The organism is Campylobacter concisus (assembly GCF_003048375.1).
In the GTDB taxonomy this organism is placed as follows: Bacteria; Campylobacterota; Campylobacteria; order Campylobacterales; family Campylobacteraceae; genus Campylobacter_A; species Campylobacter_A concisus_T.
Genome location: NZ_CP021642.1, coordinates 1,305,874 through 1,324,028, shown reverse-complemented (window position 1 = coordinate 1,324,028; position 18,155 = coordinate 1,305,874). Strand labels below are relative to the sequence as shown.

The following is an 18,155-nucleotide window of genomic DNA, read 5'->3' as shown; positions in this document are numbered from 1 at the left end:
TTTCTATAAAGGAGATTGCGATGAACATAAGCATTGTTGGAAAACAATTTGAGCTAACAGAGCCTATCAAAAACTACATCCAAGACGCTTTTGATACCCTTGGCAAGTACAACCTTGACATCATCTCAGCAAGATGCGTAGTAGGAGCAGACGAAAAGCAAGGTAAAAAGGGCTTTAATGCAGAATTTTCTCTAAATATGGCGCATAAAGACACGATAGTCGTTCGCCAAAAAGACAAAGATCTCTATGCAGCGATCGATCTTGCTATCGAAAAGGCTTCAAAAGTTTTAAGAAGAGAGCACGATAAGAAATTTACAGTAAAAGGCAAGGCTGATGATAAAGAATTTCGCTCGAGAATAGGCGAAGAAAAGATCGAAGGTGTTGAGGAGATCGTGCCTATGGAGCTTGAAATTTACAAACCTCTTGAGGTAGAAGAAGCGCTTGATAAACTAAAATCAAGCGATAAACAATTTTACGTATTTAACGATGTCGATGCCAAAATGCGCGTCATCTACAAAAGAACAGACGGAACTTTTGGTCTTTACTAAAACTAGGGGGCGCTTTGCCCCTAAATTTATTATCTACTTTTAATTCTTGTTTTAAATTTCAAATTTTATTTTGTATTGTCCAGCGTTTTGTGTTGTGTGGCGGTATTTTGATGTGCAAGCCATAAATTTAACTTGCTAAATAATATAAAACTGCGTAGCTAAATTTAAAAAGCATTTGTTAAATATTTTGTTGTTTAAAAATGGTGCATAAATTTAAGAATATAACGAGTGAAATTTATAAAAGACTTTCAAAAAACTTGATGAAATTTAATATGTAAATTTAAAAAATAGACAACGTCTAGAGAAATATAGCTACTTTGACGGCTTTAAAATGCTTATAAAATTTAAAAAATTGGCTAGTAAATTTATAAAAAAGTTTTCAAAAAGCGTGAAAAATTTACGAGGCAAATTTAAAAATTAGACAATATTTAGATAAATTTGGCTAGCTTGGTATTTTTGAAATGCTTATAAATTTAAGAATTTGATGAGAAAATTTAATAAAAGATTAGATATAGTAAAAATTAAGAGATAAATTTAAAAGATTTTAGCCCCAAAATAGGGCTAAAATTTATGGATTATAGACCTTCAAAAGGATTTGAAGCTACGTCTTTGCGATCAACTATGTAAGGTATGATAGCTGCGTGGCGAGCTCTCTTGATCGCTTTTTCTACCATCTCTTGGTATCTTTTTGATGTGCCAGTTAGGCGTCTTGGCATGATTTTAAATCTCTCTGACAAACAATACTTCAAAAGTGAAGTATCTTTGTAGTCTATAAAATCAATCTTTGCTTCTGTAAATTTGCAATATTTGCGTGAATATTTTCTTTTTTCTGCCATTTTTTATCCTTTAAAATTAAAACGGTATTTCTTCATTGTTGAAGCTATCAGCATCAACGTCTATATCAGGAACTTCTGAATAACTCTCTTGCTTTCTTTGTAGCGCAGCTTGTGGCCTAGCTTCTTGTTGGCGGTTATATTGGTTATTTTGATATCCGCCTTGCTGTCCGTAGCTACCGCTATTTTGGCTATTCATAGAGTATCCGCCTTGTTGCGTTTGGTTATTTGAGCCAAGCATCTCCATGCTCTCAACGGCGATAGAGTGTTTTGAGCGATTTTGTCCGTTATTGTCGGTCCACTGATCAAATTTAAGTCTTCCTTCGATAAGCAGCTTTGATCCCTTGTTGAGATATTGGTTTGCTATCTCTGCACTCTTGCCAAAAAATGATATATCAATAAAGCAAGTCTCATCTCTTCTTTCCCCATTTGAGGTGATTTTGCGTGTCACAGCTATACTAGAATTTCCTATGGCAACGCCGCTAGTAGTATATCTAAGCTCTATATCTCTGGTTAAATTTCCAACTAATACTACTTTATTGAACATTTTTTATCCTTGATTATTCTTCTGTAAATGTTTGCTCGTCTACTTTTTCAGCTCTTGGCTCGCGTGGTGCTCTTGGCTCGCGAGTCTCTTTTTTGATAGTTTGTTTGATACCTTTGCAAAGTCTTTCCCAAGCTGCGATTTCGCGTTTGTTTTCATATTTAACGCTTAAAAATCTTATGATATCTTCAGTGATCCTTACGTTTCTTGTAAGCTCTGCAAGAAGTGCTGGTGGAGCTTTGTAGTAGATAACAAAATATGTTCCACGCTCATATTTTTTGATGGTATAAGCTAGCTTTCTAGTGCCCATCTCAACGACAGTAGCGATCTCGCCGCCGTTTTTTGTTATGACTTCTTTTACGAAATCAACTTTAGCTTTAACTTCCTCTTCCGTCAACGTCGGCTTAAGAATAAATAAAAGCTCGTAATGTTTCATTTTTTCTCCTTATGGATATTTAGCTCACTTTGTGAGCAAGGATTTTGCATTAAGCAAGGGTGGATTTTAGCTTAAATTTACTTAATATTTGCTGTTGATATGAGGTGTTGGAGGTTTAAAATGGTTGATAAAACGAAAATTTCTTTATCCATTTTTGTATTTGTTTTTAGCTCTAGCTCGGCTAAATTTAGCGTTTTAAATATCTCCAAATAGGCATTTAAACTTATCTTTAAGCTATTTGCTTTTAATAAATTTGCCACATTTACAGGTGGCTGATAACCGATCGCTTCGTCTAAATTTAAGCGGCCATTTATCTTGATGTAAGAGTAAATTTTAAACAGCCTAAAAAATGCTTTGTAAAGTGAGTTTAGAAGTAAAATTTCATTAAAATTTGGATCTTCTAAGTAGGTAAAAAAGTCGTTTTTTATATCTTTTAGAGCCATAAATTTATTGAAAAAGTCATCAAAATTTATCCCGCCAAGTCCAAAAACAAGCCTTTTTACATCGTCTTGTTCGATGTGGGTGTTTAGGCTCTTTAGTTTTGTTAGCTCGCTTGCTGCAAGGTATAAATTTTCATTATGTGTAAAATAAAGCTCATAAAGTGCGTTTTTGGTTATGTTTAGTCCTATCTTAGCTGAGTTTTTAGCTAGTAAATTTATCGCTTCATCTGGGTTTGAGGGCTTAAAAAATCTAGCAAAATTTGTCCCAAATGCCTTTTGCGTATCAAAAACTAGCTTCATATCGGCCTCATAAAGCTCAAACAAAAAGTAGTTGTCATGGCTCTTTGAGCAAAGTGAGATGAGCTCTTTTAGCTCTTTTGATGGGATCTTTTTGTCGCTTTTTACATAGAGGATATTTTTGCCACCAAAAAGCGACTGCTCGCTTAGGTGAGAGCTTGCTTGTGTGTAGTTGTACTCGTCAAAATAAAGGCTTAATAAATTTGCATCTTCGCTTGCATAAATGCTTAAAATTTCCTTGCCAAAAAGCTCTATCTGAAACTCATCCGCGCCAAAAAGCAAGAAGTAGTTGCTTAAATTTGCATTTGCTAAATTTAGCTCCAAATCTTTTCTATACATCGATCTTTCTTACCACTTTTGCAAAAATTTTAGCGCTCGCGATGTCAGCCTCTGTGATCTTTACGACAAGCTTTTGAAGTAAATTTGCGCTGTATCCAGTGATGAAAATCCTAGCTCCAACAAAATGATCATCAAGCTTAGCGACCAAAACATTTTGGTTTTCACTCACGTAGCAACGCACCTCTTTGTCGATGTTTGCAACTGCCCAGCGTGCAAATTTCCTATCCATAAAGTCGTAGGCCACCTTGTCGGCCTCTCTTTCAAGCTCGCTTAAGGTTGCGCAGGTGCTTTGGATGTTTAAAAGTAAGAAGTTGTAAAGCTTCTCATCTTTTGAAATTTTAGCCTTTAAAAGCCTGTGCAAAATAAGATCAGAATAGCGTCTAATAGGGCTTGTAAAGTGCGTGTATCTATCAAATCCAAGCCCAAAGTGGCCTAAATTTTCACTTGAGTATTCAGCCTTTTTTTGAGACTTGATGATGAGCTTATCTATCTCTTCGCGGTTGCCCAGCTCATCGGCCTTTGCTTGGATCTTTCTTATCAAATTTGCAAGGTCGCTCTCGTAGGTAAAGTCAAGCCCCAAAAGCTGCAAGTCTTCAAGCAAGGTATCTATCTTTTTAAAATCAGGCGATGCGTGGTTTCTAAAAACGCCCTTTGTGATGAGCTTTGCAGCAGCTTTGTTTGCTAAAAGCATGCAGTCTTCAACTAGTCTGTGTGAGTCGGAGTCGCTTTCGAACCTAGTTTGCGAAATTTGACCCTCGTCATCAAGGCTCATTCTAAGCTCTTTTGTCCTAAAGTCAAATGCGTGCAAAAGCCTTTTTTTGCGAAGCTTCGTGGTGAGTTTAAAAAGTGGCTTGATCCATGAAATTTCACACTCTCTTTTGTCTTCTAAAATTTCATCGATCTCATCGTAGTTAAAGCGTCTTTTTGAAAGGATTATCGCCTCAAAAAGTTCCTCTTTTTTTACCTCGTTGTTTGCATCGAGTGAAATTTTAAAACAAAATGCAAGGCGCGGCACATCTGGTTTTAGCGAGCAGATATTTTCACTAAGTGCTCGTGGTAACATCGGCACTGAAATGTGCGGAAAATAGATAGAAAAGCCTCTTTTTTTAGCCTCGCTATCAATGGCGCTATACGCGGTCACATACTCGCTTACATCGGCGATTGCTACGTAAATTTCGCGCTTTTTATCATCAAAATATATGGCATCGTCAAAGTCTTTAGCATCGACTGGATCGATCGTGCAAAAATCTAAATTTCTTAGATCAACCCTGTTTGGATACATGCTAGCATCGACTTCATCGCCAAATGCCTTTGCTTCAAGCTCGCAAGCCTCGCTAAATTTATCATTTTTATTATAAATAGCAAGCGAAATTTTCTCATCGCTTAGCGGATCTTCTAAATTTCCTAAAACCTCGACTATTTCGTTGTTTAGATTGTTTATCTTTAGTAGCGTCCCAAGTGGGAGCATCTTTAGGCTTTTTTGAGTTGCCTTTAGGGTTGTGCTTAGCCCAGTTTTTAAATTTACCCCTAAAATGGCCGCCCCAAAGCGTTTTGTATAGACCACACTAGTCTCATTTGCAAGCTTTAGGCTCATCACTATCTTAGCGCTTTGGCGTTTTTTCTTAAGTGGCAAAAGCTTTGCTAACACGATATCGCCAAGGTGAGAGTTGTTTAAATTTTTATTTTCTACGATGATATCTTGCTTGAAGCGCTTGTCAAATGGCATGATAAAGCCAGTTGCGTTTTGGCTGATGTCTAGCTTGCCGCAGACATAGCCGTTGTTTAGGTAAAATTTATCTTTATGTAAGCTTACGGCACCAAGGTTTAGGAGATTACGTAAGATCTCTTTATCTTCGTTTGATATCTCTTTTTCTTTGATGCCAACTAGAAGTGATGTTAAAAATTCTTTCACAAATTGTCTTTGACTTTGCTAACAGCCATTAAAAATGTATCTCTCTCAAAGCCATATTCGTTTATAAGAAGTGTTGCGTTATTTACGCTCACATCATCAAGCTGGTTAAAGATATTAACCGCTGTTTTTACTACTTTTAACGCTCTTGCGTACTCTTTTATATGATCAGGTGCCTCTTCTGGAGTGTTTGAGTAGAGGATAGAATTTCCAAGCTCGATCTCTAAATTCCACTGCTCAAAAATTTTAGCCGTGACCTCTTCGTTTGTGATGTCTAAAATTTCAGACTCTAAAAGCGCAAGATCATAGGTAGATGAAATTTGTTTTAACTTTGTTTTAAACTCAGCAACTTGGTTATTTTCTGTGAGTTCATGTGCTAAAACGATCTTGCCAACTTCAAGCATAAATGAAGCAGGAGAGAGAATTTCTAGATTTTTAGGTTTTATCTTAGAGTACCAGTGATACATCAAAGCATTTTGCATGATTGAGATATTTAAAAAATCTTGTGCGGTAATGTCATATGGCTCTAAATTTATAGAAAAGGTCTTTTTAATGGCACTTGATAGCGCAAAACCGCGGATAGTAGCCATGCCAAAAAGTGAAATGGCTCTTGCGATAGTTGTGATCTCTTGAGAAAATCCGTAAAGTGGTGAGTTTGCTGAACGCAAGATATTTGCTGTTAGCATAGGGTCTTTCTCGACCACTTTTGTGAGGTCATTTATCGAGCTATTTTCGTCAGCATGTAGGCGCTGGATCTGTATGACAGTGTCGTCTAGTGGCGGAAGCGCTTTGATTTTTTTAAAAATTGATTCATTCATGTAAAGTGACTCTTTTGGTTAAAAATTTTGTCACATTATAGCAAAAAGCTGCAGCATAAAACTTAAAGATACTTTTTTGCTCTTTTTCAGCAACGTTTTTGTTGCTAAAATGTATAATTTTGCCAAATTTTAACAATAGGAGAAACAATGGCTATAAATGTTTATTATGATAAAGACTGCGATTTAAGCCTTATTCAGAGTAGAAAAGTAGCAATCATCGGCTTTGGCTCGCAAGGTCACGCACACGCTGAAAATTTAAGAGATAATGGCGTAAGTGTCGTAATCGGTCTTGCAAAAGGTGGCAGAAGCTGGGCAAAAGCTGAGGCAAAGGGCTTTGAAGTAAAAACTGTAAGCGAAGCTACAAAAGGTGCTGATGTAGTTATGATCCTAACACCAGATGAGCTTCAAGCTGAAATTTATAAAAATGAGATCGAGCCAAATTTAAAAGATCACGCTGCTATCGCATTTGGACATGGTTTTAATGTTCATTTTGGACAGATCAAAGCTCCAGCAAACATAGACGTCATCATGATCGCTCCAAAAGCCCCAGGACACACAGTTAGAAGCGAATTTTTAAGAGGTGGCGGCATACCTGATCTTATCGCTGTTGAGCAAAATGCAAGTGGAAAGGCTAAAGAGATCGCTCTAAGCTATGCTTGCGGTATAGGTGGCGGTAGAACTGGCATCATTGAGACAACATTTAAAGATGAAACTGAAACAGATTTATTTGGCGAGCAAGCTGTGCTTTGCGGTGGTCTTTGCGCACTTGTAAATGCTGGATTTGATACGCTTGTAGAAGCTGGATATGAGCCTGAGATGGCGTATTTTGAGTGCTTGCACGAGCTAAAACTAATCGTTGATCTAATGTATCAAGGCGGCATGGCTGATATGCGCTACTCTATCTCAAACACAGCTGAATATGGCGATTATGTAAGCGGTGTAAGAGTAGTTGGCGAAGAGAGCAGAAAAGCTATGAAAGAAGTTTTAAGAGAAATTCAAAATGGTAAATTTGCAAAAGACTTCATCCTAGAGAGAAAAGCAGGATATGTTAGAATGAACGCTGAGCGCGGTATAGCTGAGAGAAGCTTGCTAAATAAAACTGGCAAAAAACTTCGCGCAATGATGCCTTGGATAACTAATGGCAAACTTATAGATCAAAGCAAAAACTAAGCCTTGAGCGAAAAAAAGACTACAAAGAAGCGTCCTGCAAAAAAGAGTGCAGGTCGCTCTTATAATAAAATTTTCCTTGGTATCGGCGTCATTGCTGCCATTTTGATAGTAGCACTCATAGCAGCTCTTAGCATCAAAAACAAAGATGTTGAGCAGATAAGCAAAGTAAATGAGCCAAAGAGCGAGAAGCAAATTTCAAAAAAAGATGAGCAAAAAGTTGCTAGCAAAGATAAAAAACAAGAGTATGAGAAGAGAAAATACCCTCTAAAATTTGATGAAGATGAAAATTTAAGTAAAATTTTTACCGATCCTAAACATAAAAGTGAGCTTGCTCTAAAGCCAAAAACTGAGCCAAAAGAGCAAAAAAAGATAACTCCCGAGACAAAATCTGAAGTAAAAGTAGAAACTAAAAAAGAAGAGCCAAAAAAAGAGCAAAACGATACGAAAAATCTACTTGCAAATTTATATAAAAATATGCAAAGTAGCGCAGATGCAATCTCTGAAGCAAAGAGTGAAGAAAAGCCAGAGCAAAAGGTCGAGCAGGTAATCGAGCCATTTTACGCAGGCAAAAATGAGATAAAAACAGAGATAAAAACAGAGACAAAAACAGAGCAAAACAAAAGTGTTGAAGCAAATTTAAGCATAAAAGAAAATTTAAAGCATAGTGAAATTTTAAAACCTGAGCCTACTAAAAAAAGTGAGGTTGAGCCTAGTAATAAAGCCAAGAAGCAAATTTACAGCGAAAAGCAGCAAAAAGAGAGTGCGAAAAAAGATGACTTTGCAGTTGTGCCATTTACTCCAAATAGCAGCGTAAAAGGGCGTGCAAAGCTGGTGCTAATAATCGATGATGTGGCGACATTTGAGCATGCTAGCATGGTAAAGTCAATCGGTCTAAAGATAACGCCGTCCATTTTTCCAGCGACAAAAACTCATCCAGATACGCCAAACATCGCTAGAACGTTTGAGTTTTATATGATACATCTGCCGATGCAGGCAAAGCACTTTGATAGTCCAGAGATAGGCACGCTCACAGTAAATGAGAGCTTTGAGAGTATGCATGAAAAGATAAAAAAGATACGCAAAGACTTCCCGCGTGCAAAATATACAAATAACCACACAGGATCACGATTTACTAGTGATTATGACGCGATGGACAAGGCATATAGAGCGCTGATAGAGCAGGGCTTTATCTTTGTTGATAGTAAGACGATCGCTCAAACAGCCGTGGCAAGGGCTGCTAAAAAGTATAATCAGCCTTACATTTCAAGAGATATATTTTTAGATGATGATCCATCGGCTAGTGCGGTTAGACGAGAGCTTGTAGCTGCTGTAAATTTAGCCAAAAAAAGGGGCTATGCGATCGCCATCGGACACCCAAAAAAAAACACGATCGCAGTGATAAAAGCTAGCAAAAACAATATCTTAAAAGATGTAGAAGTTGTCTATCTAAAAGATATTTTATGAAGCTTGAAATCATCCCAGAGGCGCTAAATAGGCTAAAAAATCCCCCAAAAGAGCTAAATTTCATAGGCGATACCTCGCTTCTTAGCATGCCAAAAGTAGCAGTCGTTGGCTCAAGAAAGGCAAGCGTCTATACAAAAGAGTGTGTTACAGCACTTTGCGCAGCGCTAAAAAGCGCAAATGTCTGCGTGGTAAGTGGTGGAGCTATCGGCGTGGATATCACGGCGCACAAGGCTGCCATGCCGCTAACTATCGGTGTTTTTGCAAATGGACTTGACATCATCTATCCAGCACAAAACAAAGTAGCGATAAGAGAAATTTATGAAAAAGGCTTGGCTCTAAGCGAGTATGACGAGGGCGAGCCACCGATCGCGTATAGATTTTTAGAGCGAAACCGCATAGTTGTGGGGCTTGCGCAAGCCCTTGTGGTCGCACAAGCTGATCTAAGAAGTGGCTCGATGCAAAGTGCAAGGCTTGCAAATGAGCTTAAAATCCCTCTCTTTGTCCTGCCTCAGCGCATAAATGAGAGTAGTGGGACAAATGCCTTACTGGCTAGCAAAAAGGCCGAGCTTATCGATGATTACGTTAAATTTGCCTCACTTTTTGGCGAGGTAAAAGAGCAAGAAAAAGCTGATGATGAGATATTGAAATTTTGCAAAAATGGCGTTAGCCTTGATGAAGCATTGGCTAAATTTGGCGAGATCATCTATGAATACGAGCTTGACGGGCTAGTTGAAATTTCAAATTTAAGAGTAAAAAGCGCGTTATGAGAGAGAAATTTATGGCGATCGATGTTGGACTAAAGCGCATAGGGCTTGCTTTTGGCTTTGGAGAGGTCGTGACGCCCCTTGAGCCAGTTCTTAGAAAAAACCGCAACCAAGCCGCAAGAGATGTGAGCCAAAAAGTAAATGAATACGCTCCAAACACGCTAGTAGTGGGCGTGCCAATCGGCGGCAGTAGCGAAGATGAGATGAGAAGGCGCATAGAGCATTTTGTCTCGCTTCTTGATGTGCAGGCTAATATCGTCTATCAAGATGAGGCTTTTAGCAGCAGCGAGGCAAGTGAAATTTACACAAACACAAAGCGAGATGGCAGGCTTGATAGCGTCTCAGCCACTATCATCTTGAAGAGATATCTAAAAATTTTATAAATTTCTAGCCACTACTCCTAAAGTCTCGTGCAAGCTATCGCTAGTAAATGGCTGTCTAAGCGTAGTCATCTTCTCGCTTTTGATGCTTTTGGCTTCATCTTTGCTGATGATGACGATGTAGAAATTCTTAAGCTTTTGATAAGTTAGCATCTCGTCAAGCCTTGTTTTGTCGCTTAGATACTCCTTTTGCACGAAGATGATGTCTGGCTTAAAAATGGCATCTTTTATGTGTAAATTTAAACTCTCAAAGCTCTTTTGTTTGCTGAGCTTTAGCCCAGTAAAGCTTAGCTCATGGCTGAGCGTTAAAAATAAATTTTCATCATCGCAAGCTATTATCGCATTTTTGCCTAAGAGGCTTGCTATCTCGACGCTTTGCCTCTTAAATGTCCCGCTTTTTGGCAGTGGCACGCTTATGCTTATATTAAAGCCGTCCTCAGTTTCGCTCATCTTGGCATTTAGCTCTTTTAGTAGCTCGCCAGCTTCTTTAACTAGTCTCTCATTTGGCTTTTGCGGGCATGAAGTGCATTTTATATGTATGTCAAAATGCACTAAACTTAGACTATAACTTACTAGAGTAAAGGATATGAGCAGTTTTGAGTTGCTTACGTCATTTAGGTAAAATTTGCTTAAATTTTTGATCGCGCCTATTAGCTTATGCGCTTCAAAACTTAGATAGCGTGGGTAGTTTGGGTTGTAGTTAAAGACGATGGCGTTGTTTCTAGCTGTTGCGTCCTTAAAAAGTGCTTCTAAAAAAAGCTCCATTTGTGCGACAAAATCGACATTTTTCATATCACAAGCATCCCATCGCCATAAGAGTAAAATCTATACTTTTCGCTAACTGCCGTTTCATAAATCCTCATCGTCTCTTCAAGCCCTATGAAGCTAGTAACTAGCATGATCAACGTTGATTTTGGCAGGTGAAAATTTGTTAAAAGGTAGTTTTGCCTGATCGGTCTATTATTTAGGTTTAAAAATAGCTTGCAAAAGCCGCTTGGCTGCTTGCTTCTAGCAAACTCTTCAACGCACCTAGTAACCGTCGTGCCAACGCCGAGAATTGGCTTATTTGAGTTTATGATCTCTTGAGCTTTTTCGCTTAGCTCATAAAACTCAGAGTGCATTTTGTGGTCATTTATGTTTTGGCACCCCACGCCCTTAAATGTCCCAGCGCCCACGTGAAGCGTGATGTAGGCGACCTCGTGCTTTGCCTTTATCTGCTCTAGCATCTGCTCGCTAAAGTGCAGACTGGCTGTTGGAGCCGCGACTGCGCCGCTATTTTTAGCAAATATACTTTGGTACCAGCTCTCATCGTCCTTTGTATCAGCTCTTTTGATATATGGAGGGAGTGGGACGTGGCCGATCTTTTCTAGCTCGCTAAAAAGTCGCGCCGTATCTAAAATGACGCCATCTTTGGTGAAATTTACCACCCTTGAGCCATCGTCATTTAGCTCAAGCACATTTACCTTTATGCTATCAGCGAAATTTAAAACGCTACCGACACTTACTCTGCCCCTTATATATACGCTAAATTTATTATCGCCAACTGGCTGATTTAGCATCACTTCGCAGGCTCCGCCACTTTGTTTGTGTCCTAAAATGCGGGCCTTAACCACCTTTGTGTTGTTAAAAATGACCGCCGCGTCCTCTGGGATGAGACTGGCTAGATCTTTAAATTTATAGTGTTTTATCTCTTTTGTTTTTTTAATATAAACAAGCAGTCTTGCCTCTTCTTTTGGCAAAACTGGCTCTTTTGCGATGAGCTCGTTAGGCAAAAAGTAGTCGTAGCTTGAGATATCGTTTATATCACTCATCGCCTGCGTCGCTGTTTGTGTCGCTATCTTGTTCATCATCGTCGCTTTTGCCAGCTCTTTTGGCGACTATGATAGAAATTCCATAAAGTCCGATGAGTGGCAGTGCCATTAAAATTTGACTTATAACATCTGGCGGTGTGACGATGGCTGCAAAGATGAAAATGACGACTACTGCGTATCTAAAGTAGTCTTTTAGCATCTTGTCATCGACTAGGCCTATCTTTGCTAAGAAAAATGTAATGACTGGCAGCTCAAATGAAATTCCAAAGCCGATCAGCAGTTTCGTGAAAAAGCCCACGTATTCGCCGATACTTGGCAGTGCCGTAAAGAGCTGACCGCCAAAATTTACCAAAAATGTAAAGCCAAGCGGGATGACCACGTAGTAGCAAAACGCCGCCCCGCACGCAAACATAAATGAAGCAGAGAGGACAAATGGGATCACATATTTTTTTTCATTGTCATAAAGTCCAGGTGCGACAAATAGCCAAAACTGCCAAAAAATGATAGGCAAAGCAAGCACCAAACCAGCAAAAAAGGCGACCTTCATCGCAGTGAAAAATGGCTCTTGAATTTGCGTAAAGATGATGTTTGAGCCAGCTGGCAAGACCTGCTTTAGCGGCTCGCTCATCCATGCAAGCAGTGGATTCCAAAATGTAAAACAGATGCCAAAACAGACAAAAATGCTTACTATGCTTATAAAAAGCCTCTTTCTAAGTTCGATCAAATGGGGTCTTAGCTCTTCAAACATCACGCCTCTTTTTTATCGTTTAAGATCGCATCTTTAACTAAATTTGTTGGATTTTGTATATTTTCTACCGTTTTTTTGGTGTCGCTTACGACGTTTTGTATGCTTTCAGTGACGTCGCTTGCGCTTTTTTTGATCTCGTCAAGCTCTTCAAATGTGAGCTTTTTACGCACGCTTTGCGCACTTTGAGTTATGCTCTCTTTGTATTTTTGAGCGTCTTCTTTGAGCTCGGCTATCTTCATCTCTTGATCAAAAGTTGATTTTGCGTCGTTTATACCTTTTTTAAACATCTTTAGAAATTTGGCGATCTGCACCATAGCGCTTGGCAGCTTGTCAGGGCCCAAAACTAGCACGGCGATCACGGCGATGACCAAGATCTCAGAAAAACTCATTCCAAACATTTTTGCCTCTGTTAAATTTTATTTAAGCTTTGTATTTTATCTTGACTTTGCTCAAATTTTTATAAATTTAGCCCTCGATAAAGAGTGCGATCTCGTCGCTTAATAAGAAATTTGGGTTATAAAATTTGTCCTCTTTAAAGAGCAGTTTTTCATTTTCTACAAGTAAATTTGCTCTTTTTGTCTGAGCCTCGCTTAAACGCCAAGCCTCCACGCCCACGATGCTTCTAAGCCCTAAAAATATATGCTCTCTTACTAGCTCGCTTTGGCTTAAAATTTCTCTTTCTCTATGCGTTGGCTGCGTGATGTAGGCGTCTATGCTACTTTTGGCGTAGTATCTGGTGCCATCCACAAAGCCCACGCTAAAAGCGCCCACACCAAGGTAGTTTTTGCCCTGCCAGTAGCCAAGATTGTGCTTGCAAATTTCTCCAAAATTTGAAATTTCATATTGCTTAAAGCCAGCTCGCTGGGTCTGCTCTATCATAAATTTAGCCAAAGTGTCGCTATCCTTTTTATAGCTTTTTTTGCCAGCAAAAGGGGTGTTTTCTTCAAGCGTGAGCGAGTAGGCGCTTAGATGCGTGATAGCAAGGCTTTTTAAATTTTCAATCTCCGCCAAAAGGCGCTTTTTGGTATCAAATTTAGTGTCATAGATGAGGTCTAAATTTATATTGCTAAAACCAGCTGCGTGGGCATTTTCAACCGCTTTAAAAATTTGCTCCCTGCTGTGGATGCGCCCTAGAAATTTAAGCTTATCTTCAAAAAAGCTTTGCGCGCCAAAGCTTATGCGGTTTGCACCTAAATTTTTTACATGTTTTAGCCAGGCTAAATTTGCAGAATTTGGGTTTGCTTCAAGCGTGATCTCGGTTTTAGGCGTGCAAAGTGGAGCTAAAATGCTAAAAATTTCATCATAAAATTTGGTATTTACCGCACTTGGTGTGCCGCCACCAAAAAAGATAGTAGAAATTTCTTTTACATTTTGGCTTTTTAGCTGGAAATCTAGATCAAAGAAAAGTGCTTTAAAATAGGCGCTAACCTTGCTAAATTCATCATCGCTTGAGCCAAAGGCGCAGTAAGGACACTTGCTCTCGCAAAATGGCACGTGGATATAAACTTGCAAATTTCTCTCTTTTTTAAATTTTATCGATTATAAGAAATTTGGCATTTAGCGCAGTTTAAAAGTAGCTTTTTTGCCTTATTAGCTCGCTTGGTAAAAAACCAAAAGTGCCTTTAAAAATTTTTGCAAAATGCGCTGCATTTGTGTAGCCAACGATGCTGGAAGCCTCTTTTATGCTGATATCATTTTGCTTTAAAAGGGCAAATGCAAGCTTTAGCCGCTCTTTTGCTAAAAGCTGATAGATCGTATCTTTGAAAAAGAGTTTGAAATTTTTCTTACTAAAGCCAAAAGTCATTAGTGCCGCAAAGATGCGCTAGCTCCTTGATGCTTGGGGGATTTTGCATGCGAGTAAGTAAGATTTTTTTGGCTTTTAAAAGTACTTTTTCTTCGTCACTGCTAAAATAAATTTTCTCATCTTTTAAAGCTTTGCTCTTATAGATAAGCTCTAGAATTTTTGACTCTATAAAGATCTCTCTCATCATACCATCATATAAATTTGTCGTCTCAAGCTCGTTTAAAACGCAAATTTGAGCCTTATCTTTTTTGCATTTTATAAGATCAAATTTCTCTTCAAATTTTAGCTCATAAAAAATTTCAAGCTTATTTGCATAGTGCTCTTCAAAAAGCAAGGTTTTAGTTTTATAAAATTTATTTTGATATTCAAAAACGCCTTTTAAGCTGTCATTTACTAGCCCTATGCAAAACTCATCCCTGCTTAAAAGATACTCTTTTTTATCAAGTTTAAAGCAAAGGTTGTCTTTTGCTTCATTAAACATTAAAAATAGATATTTTTTATCTCCCTCGCTCTCTCTTTTGATGATTTCGTTGCATAAAATCTCGCTTTTTAGGTAACTGATGCCATTATTTTGTTTGAAAAATTCTACATTTATCCGCTTGTTGTTTTGTGAGGTTTTACTTATGCCATATCTTTTATCTAAATTTATCATTTTATCCCTTGAGCGTTAAATTTTATCCCTCTAGCGTTATGTCTGATATTGATAACGATTATTTTATTTTAGTAAAATGCGATTTAAATTTTAATAAGGAGTTTTTTGTGAGAAGTCTATTAAAAATTTCTGTTTGTGCGGCAGTTTTTATAAATTTACCGCTTTTTGCAAATGAAGATAAGGTTCTGCCAGAGGTCAAAGTAGTGAGCGCAACTGGCTTTGAGCAAAACATAAAAGACGCCCCTGCAACGCTTAGCGTCATCACTCAAGATGCGCTAGAAAAGAGAAATCACAAGGACGTTGAGAGCATGGTAAAAGATGTGCCAAGCCTTTTTGGAACGACTCCCGAAGCGGCAAATAGACGAGGAATTTCTATACGCGGATTCTCTCCAAGATTTACTAAAATTTTAGTAAATGGCATGCCAGTGCCAGGAGATAACGCTTACAAGGGGCTAAGAAGTGTTGGAGGCTCATATAGTTTTATCCCGCCAGCAAGTGCGATAAGCCGTATCGAAGTGATACGAGGTCCTATGAGCTCGCTTTATGGCAGTGACGCACTGGGCGGCGTGATAAATATTATAACAGACGAGTTTAGCAACGACTTTCATGCAAATCTTGGCTCAAGCTATAAATTTGCAAGAAATAAAAACATAAGCGGCGAGTTTTATAACAGCCTCTATCTGCACTCTGGGCTAATAGACGATGTTTTAAGCATCTCAGTTTATGGTAAAAATTTAAACAAGTCAGAGGATAAAATCTCATACGCAAACAGAGAGCAAAAGGATAGAAATTTTGGCACGAAGCTCTTTTTTAGACCAAATGAAAATAACGACATCACGCTTGAGCTTGCAAGAAGTGATGTGAAATATAAAAGAACTAAAGGCAAAACACTATCAACTGGTACTAACTCGGTTGCTAGCGAGAGAATAAAGGGCAATGTGATAAATTTAAGCCACGAAGCAAGGCTTGATAATATCTTGCTTCAAAGCTACCTCTCTTACGGCAAGATAAAAGAGATCGCGCAACAAAATTTAACGCTAAAAACACTAAATTTTGATACAAAAGGTTCATATTTTACTGATAACAACGCCTTTACTTTAGGACTAAACGCCAAAAAAGAAAAGCTTGACGAAAAGGCTACCACAGCAGACGCTGCAAATGTAAAAAGATATGACATTTCGCTTTACGGCGAGGATGATTATCACCTTACAAAAGACTTTATCTTAAGCACTGGCATTCGCTATAACTACGACGAGAACTACGGTTCGCACGTTTCACCAAGAATTTATGGTATCTATAACTTAAATGACTTTTTTGCCATAAAAGGCGGAGTTAGCACAGGATATGCGACGCCTGATATCAAGCAACGCACGCAAGATCTTGCATTGCCATTTGCTGGAGGACGTGGAGCACAGCTTGGTAGAAGCAGCCTTAAACCAGAGACAAGCGTGAGCTATGAATTTGGCGGCGTTTATAATGACAATGAAGGCTTTGAAACGTCTTTAACTGGCTTTTACACAAGTTTTAAAGATATGTTAAGCTATAGCCCTATCTGCTCAAGAGGCAGTGTTTGCAGACATAAAGGCAAAATTTATCCAAATGGTATTTGGGAGAGTGTAAATATCGGCAAAGCTGAAATTTACGGAGTCGAGCTAACAAATGAGTGGCAAGTAACAAACGCTCTTAGGCTAAATCAAAGCTATGTCTATACAAGATCAAAGCAAAAAGATGGAGCGGAGATAGGCAAAAGTTTAAACAACTATCCGCTTCATACATTTAAATTTGGAGCGAACTACGAGCTAAACAGATGGCTAAATTTCTGGTCTCAGATAAATTATTATGGTAGGACTAAAAACTCATTTAGCTATGCTGATGATATGAAGCCTTATGTGATCGCTGATCTTGGTATAAACTACAACGTAACTAAAAATTTCAGTCTAAATCTAAGCGTTTATAACCTCTTTAATGAGTACTTTACGACAAGATCTGGCAGATACGACATCTTGATAGCTGACGGACAAAAGATCGAGCTTGGCTTTAATCTAAAGTTTTAAAATGATAAAAATTTTGAAAAAATTTCATCTTATCTTGGCTTTTATCTTTGCCTTGCCGCTTCTTGTGCTTAGCATTAGTGGAGCGATCATCTCGTATCACGATGAGATAATCGATATCTTTAGCAAAGATGAGGTTGTGGCTGGTAAAAAGCCTTTAGAGATAGATGAAATTTTAAAAATTTTCAGCAAAAGCGAGCCAAATTTTAATCTTAGCTACCTAAAGATAAGAGCAGAGGCAAACAAGGCTTACGTCATAAGTGGAACTAATGAAAATGGCGAATTTGAGTCATTTTTTGTCGATCCTTATACTGGAGAAATTTCTGGCAAAAACAGCGCGGAGAAATTTATAGGGCTGGTTTTAAATTTGCATAAAAACTTAGCCCTTTCGCTTTTTAAAAATGAAAATTTGACCAAATTTGCAAGCGAGCTAATAGCACTCTCTACGCTTGCATTGCTTTTTGTCTTGATAAGTGGGGCGGTGATATATTTTTGGAGATTTAGAAGCAGGGTGTGGGAGGCTTTTAAGCTAAATTTAAAAGCAAAGAAATTTGCGTTTTTATACTCACTTCACGGCTTTTTTGGTATCTATCTTGGCGCTGTTTTAAGCGTGATTTGCATTAGTGGGCTTTACTTTTCTTACGAGAGCTTTGCTAAGGTTATAAATCAAATTTATGGCGAGGAGAAGGTCTTTAAAAAGCCAAATTTTACAAACAAAAATGGCTTTAGCTTAAGCGATGAGCAAAAGGTGGCAAACCTTAAAAAAGCTTATGAAATTTTCATTTCTAAATTTGGAGACGAGTTTGATGCTTTAAATTTTATAGCAAATAGCGGCGGCGTCAAATTTATGCTCTTTTACCTGCCAAAGGGAGCTAGCGAGAGAGATGGTGTTAGGCTTTTAGTAGATACTAAAAGCGAGCAAATTTCAAAAAATGCCATGCCAAAGTCATTTGAAATTTATAAATTTATGCTTGATTTGCACGCTGGATATATCTTTGGTGAGCTTGGTAAATTTATATTTTGTCTAGCATCATGCGGTGTGGTTTTACTGTTTTTTAGTGGAGGTGCGATTTATTACAAACGGCGCAAAAACTAACTTCATTTATCTATCTCTTAACTCTTTTTCGTTATCATCTCAAATAAATTT

Annotated in this window: 20 protein-coding genes; 7 read left to right on the top strand and 13 right to left on the bottom strand. The window is 38.2% G+C overall.

Translation table 11 applies throughout. The features are described from left to right. Positions 1-20: 20 nt before the first annotated feature. A complete protein-coding gene (gene hpf, locus CCS77_RS06640) occupies positions 21-548 on the top strand; it encodes a ribosome hibernation-promoting factor, HPF/YfiA family (RefSeq protein ID WP_004317788.1) in 528 nt (175 codons plus the stop codon). A gap of 575 nt (positions 549-1,123) precedes the next feature. On the opposite strand, the gene rpsR is transcribed toward hpf, so the two are convergent. The 6 genes from rpsR to CCS77_RS06610 all read right to left on the bottom strand — a co-directional run bounded on the left by rpsR (position 1,124) and on the right by CCS77_RS06610 (position 6,164). Further along, complete coding sequence (gene rpsR / locus CCS77_RS06635) at positions 1,124-1,384, bottom strand: 30S ribosomal protein S18 (protein ID WP_087582546.1); 261 nt, start codon at positions 1,382-1,384, stop codon at positions 1,124-1,126. A 16-nt stretch (positions 1,385-1,400) separates the two neighbouring features. Further along, the gene (locus tag CCS77_RS06630) at positions 1,401-1,928 is read right to left on the bottom strand and encodes a single-stranded DNA-binding protein (RefSeq protein ID WP_107916930.1); all 528 of its coding nucleotides are present in this window, start codon (positions 1,926-1,928) and stop codon (positions 1,401-1,403) included. 13 nt (positions 1,929-1,941) lie between these two features. Then, a complete protein-coding gene (rpsF, locus tag CCS77_RS06625) occupies positions 1,942-2,361 on the bottom strand; it encodes a 30S ribosomal protein S6 (RefSeq protein ID WP_103601748.1) in 420 nt (139 codons plus the stop codon). Positions 2,362-2,438: 77 nt separating this feature from the next. Then, a complete protein-coding gene (holA, locus tag CCS77_RS06620) occupies positions 2,439-3,437 on the bottom strand; it encodes a DNA polymerase III subunit delta (protein WP_107916929.1) in 999 nt (332 codons plus the stop codon). Further along, positions 3,430-5,349 carry an RNB domain-containing ribonuclease gene (locus CCS77_RS06615; protein ID WP_107916928.1) on the bottom strand — a complete coding sequence of 640 codons (1,920 nt, stop codon included), beginning with the start codon at positions 5,347-5,349 and terminating at the stop codon, positions 3,430-3,432. Before CCS77_RS06615 ends, holA begins: the two co-directional genes overlap by 8 nt. Further along, positions 5,346-6,164 (bottom strand): HDOD domain-containing protein, encoded by an 819-nt coding sequence (locus tag CCS77_RS06610; protein WP_012140069.1) that lies wholly within the window; start codon positions 6,162-6,164, stop codon positions 5,346-5,348. The genes CCS77_RS06615 and CCS77_RS06610 overlap by 4 nt, the downstream gene beginning before the upstream one ends. Before the next feature lie 147 nt (positions 6,165-6,311). Between CCS77_RS06610 and ilvC the strand changes: the two genes are divergently transcribed. From ilvC to ruvX, 4 genes are read left to right on the top strand one after another with little or no spacing between them, the layout of a single operon-like run. Beyond that, complete coding sequence (ilvC, locus tag CCS77_RS06605; RefSeq protein WP_009294169.1) at positions 6,312-7,334, top strand: ketol-acid reductoisomerase; 1,023 nt, start codon at positions 6,312-6,314, stop codon at positions 7,332-7,334. A gap of 3 nt (positions 7,335-7,337) precedes the next feature. Beyond that, positions 7,338-8,798: a divergent polysaccharide deacetylase family protein gene (locus tag CCS77_RS06600; protein WP_107916927.1), complete on the top strand. Its 1,461-nt coding sequence runs from the start codon at positions 7,338-7,340 to the stop codon at positions 8,796-8,798. Next, on the top strand, positions 8,795-9,565 hold the full coding sequence (locus CCS77_RS06595; protein WP_107916926.1) for a DNA-processing protein DprA: 771 nt from the start codon (positions 8,795-8,797) through the stop codon (positions 9,563-9,565). The genes CCS77_RS06600 and CCS77_RS06595 overlap by 4 nt, the downstream gene beginning before the upstream one ends. Continuing rightward, positions 9,562-9,945, top strand: a complete 384-nt coding sequence (gene ruvX, locus CCS77_RS06590; RefSeq protein ID WP_004317765.1) for a Holliday junction resolvase RuvX — start codon at positions 9,562-9,564, stop codon at positions 9,943-9,945. The genes CCS77_RS06595 and ruvX overlap by 4 nt, the downstream gene beginning before the upstream one ends. On the opposite strand, the gene CCS77_RS06585 is transcribed toward ruvX, so the two are convergent. From CCS77_RS06585 to CCS77_RS06550, 7 genes are all read right to left on the bottom strand, one after another. Beyond that, positions 9,940-10,734 (bottom strand): hypothetical protein, encoded by a 795-nt coding sequence (locus CCS77_RS06585; RefSeq protein WP_103573233.1) that lies wholly within the window; start codon positions 10,732-10,734, stop codon positions 9,940-9,942. The two genes, ruvX and CCS77_RS06585, sit on opposite strands and share 6 nt — an antisense overlap. Next, a complete protein-coding gene (gene queA / locus CCS77_RS06580; protein WP_107917305.1) occupies positions 10,731-11,753 on the bottom strand; it encodes a tRNA preQ1(34) S-adenosylmethionine ribosyltransferase-isomerase QueA in 1,023 nt (340 codons plus the stop codon). The genes CCS77_RS06585 and queA overlap by 4 nt, the downstream gene beginning before the upstream one ends. Continuing rightward, a complete protein-coding gene (tatC, locus tag CCS77_RS06575; RefSeq protein ID WP_107916925.1) occupies positions 11,746-12,501 on the bottom strand; it encodes a twin-arginine translocase subunit TatC in 756 nt (251 codons plus the stop codon). Before tatC ends, queA begins: the two co-directional genes overlap by 8 nt. After that, a complete protein-coding gene (gene tatB, locus CCS77_RS06570; RefSeq protein WP_012140063.1) occupies positions 12,501-12,899 on the bottom strand; it encodes a Sec-independent protein translocase protein TatB in 399 nt (132 codons plus the stop codon). The genes tatC and tatB overlap by 1 nt, the downstream gene beginning before the upstream one ends. A gap of 67 nt (positions 12,900-12,966) precedes the next feature. Continuing rightward, positions 12,967-14,013, bottom strand: a complete 1,047-nt coding sequence (gene hemW, locus CCS77_RS06560; protein WP_107916924.1) for a radical SAM family heme chaperone HemW — start codon at positions 14,011-14,013, stop codon at positions 12,967-12,969. A gap of 55 nt (positions 14,014-14,068) precedes the next feature. After that, positions 14,069-14,305, bottom strand: coding sequence for a helix-turn-helix domain-containing protein (locus CCS77_RS06555; protein WP_107916923.1), 237 nt, complete (start codon positions 14,303-14,305; stop codon positions 14,069-14,071). Then, on the bottom strand, positions 14,289-14,957 hold the full coding sequence (locus CCS77_RS06550) for a hypothetical protein (RefSeq protein WP_107916922.1): 669 nt from the start codon (positions 14,955-14,957) through the stop codon (positions 14,289-14,291). Before CCS77_RS06550 ends, CCS77_RS06555 begins: the two co-directional genes overlap by 17 nt. Positions 14,958-15,064: 107 nt before the next feature. Here CCS77_RS06550 and CCS77_RS06545 point away from each other — a divergent pair, with 107 nt between their 5' ends. After that, a complete protein-coding gene (locus CCS77_RS06545; protein ID WP_107916921.1) occupies positions 15,065-17,011 on the top strand; it encodes a TonB-dependent receptor domain-containing protein in 1,947 nt (648 codons plus the stop codon). A gap of 1 nt (position 17,012) precedes the next feature. Beyond that, positions 17,013-18,104, top strand: coding sequence for a PepSY-associated TM helix domain-containing protein (locus tag CCS77_RS06540; RefSeq protein WP_107916920.1), 1,092 nt, complete (start codon positions 17,013-17,015; stop codon positions 18,102-18,104). Positions 18,105-18,155: the final 51 nt, after the last annotated feature.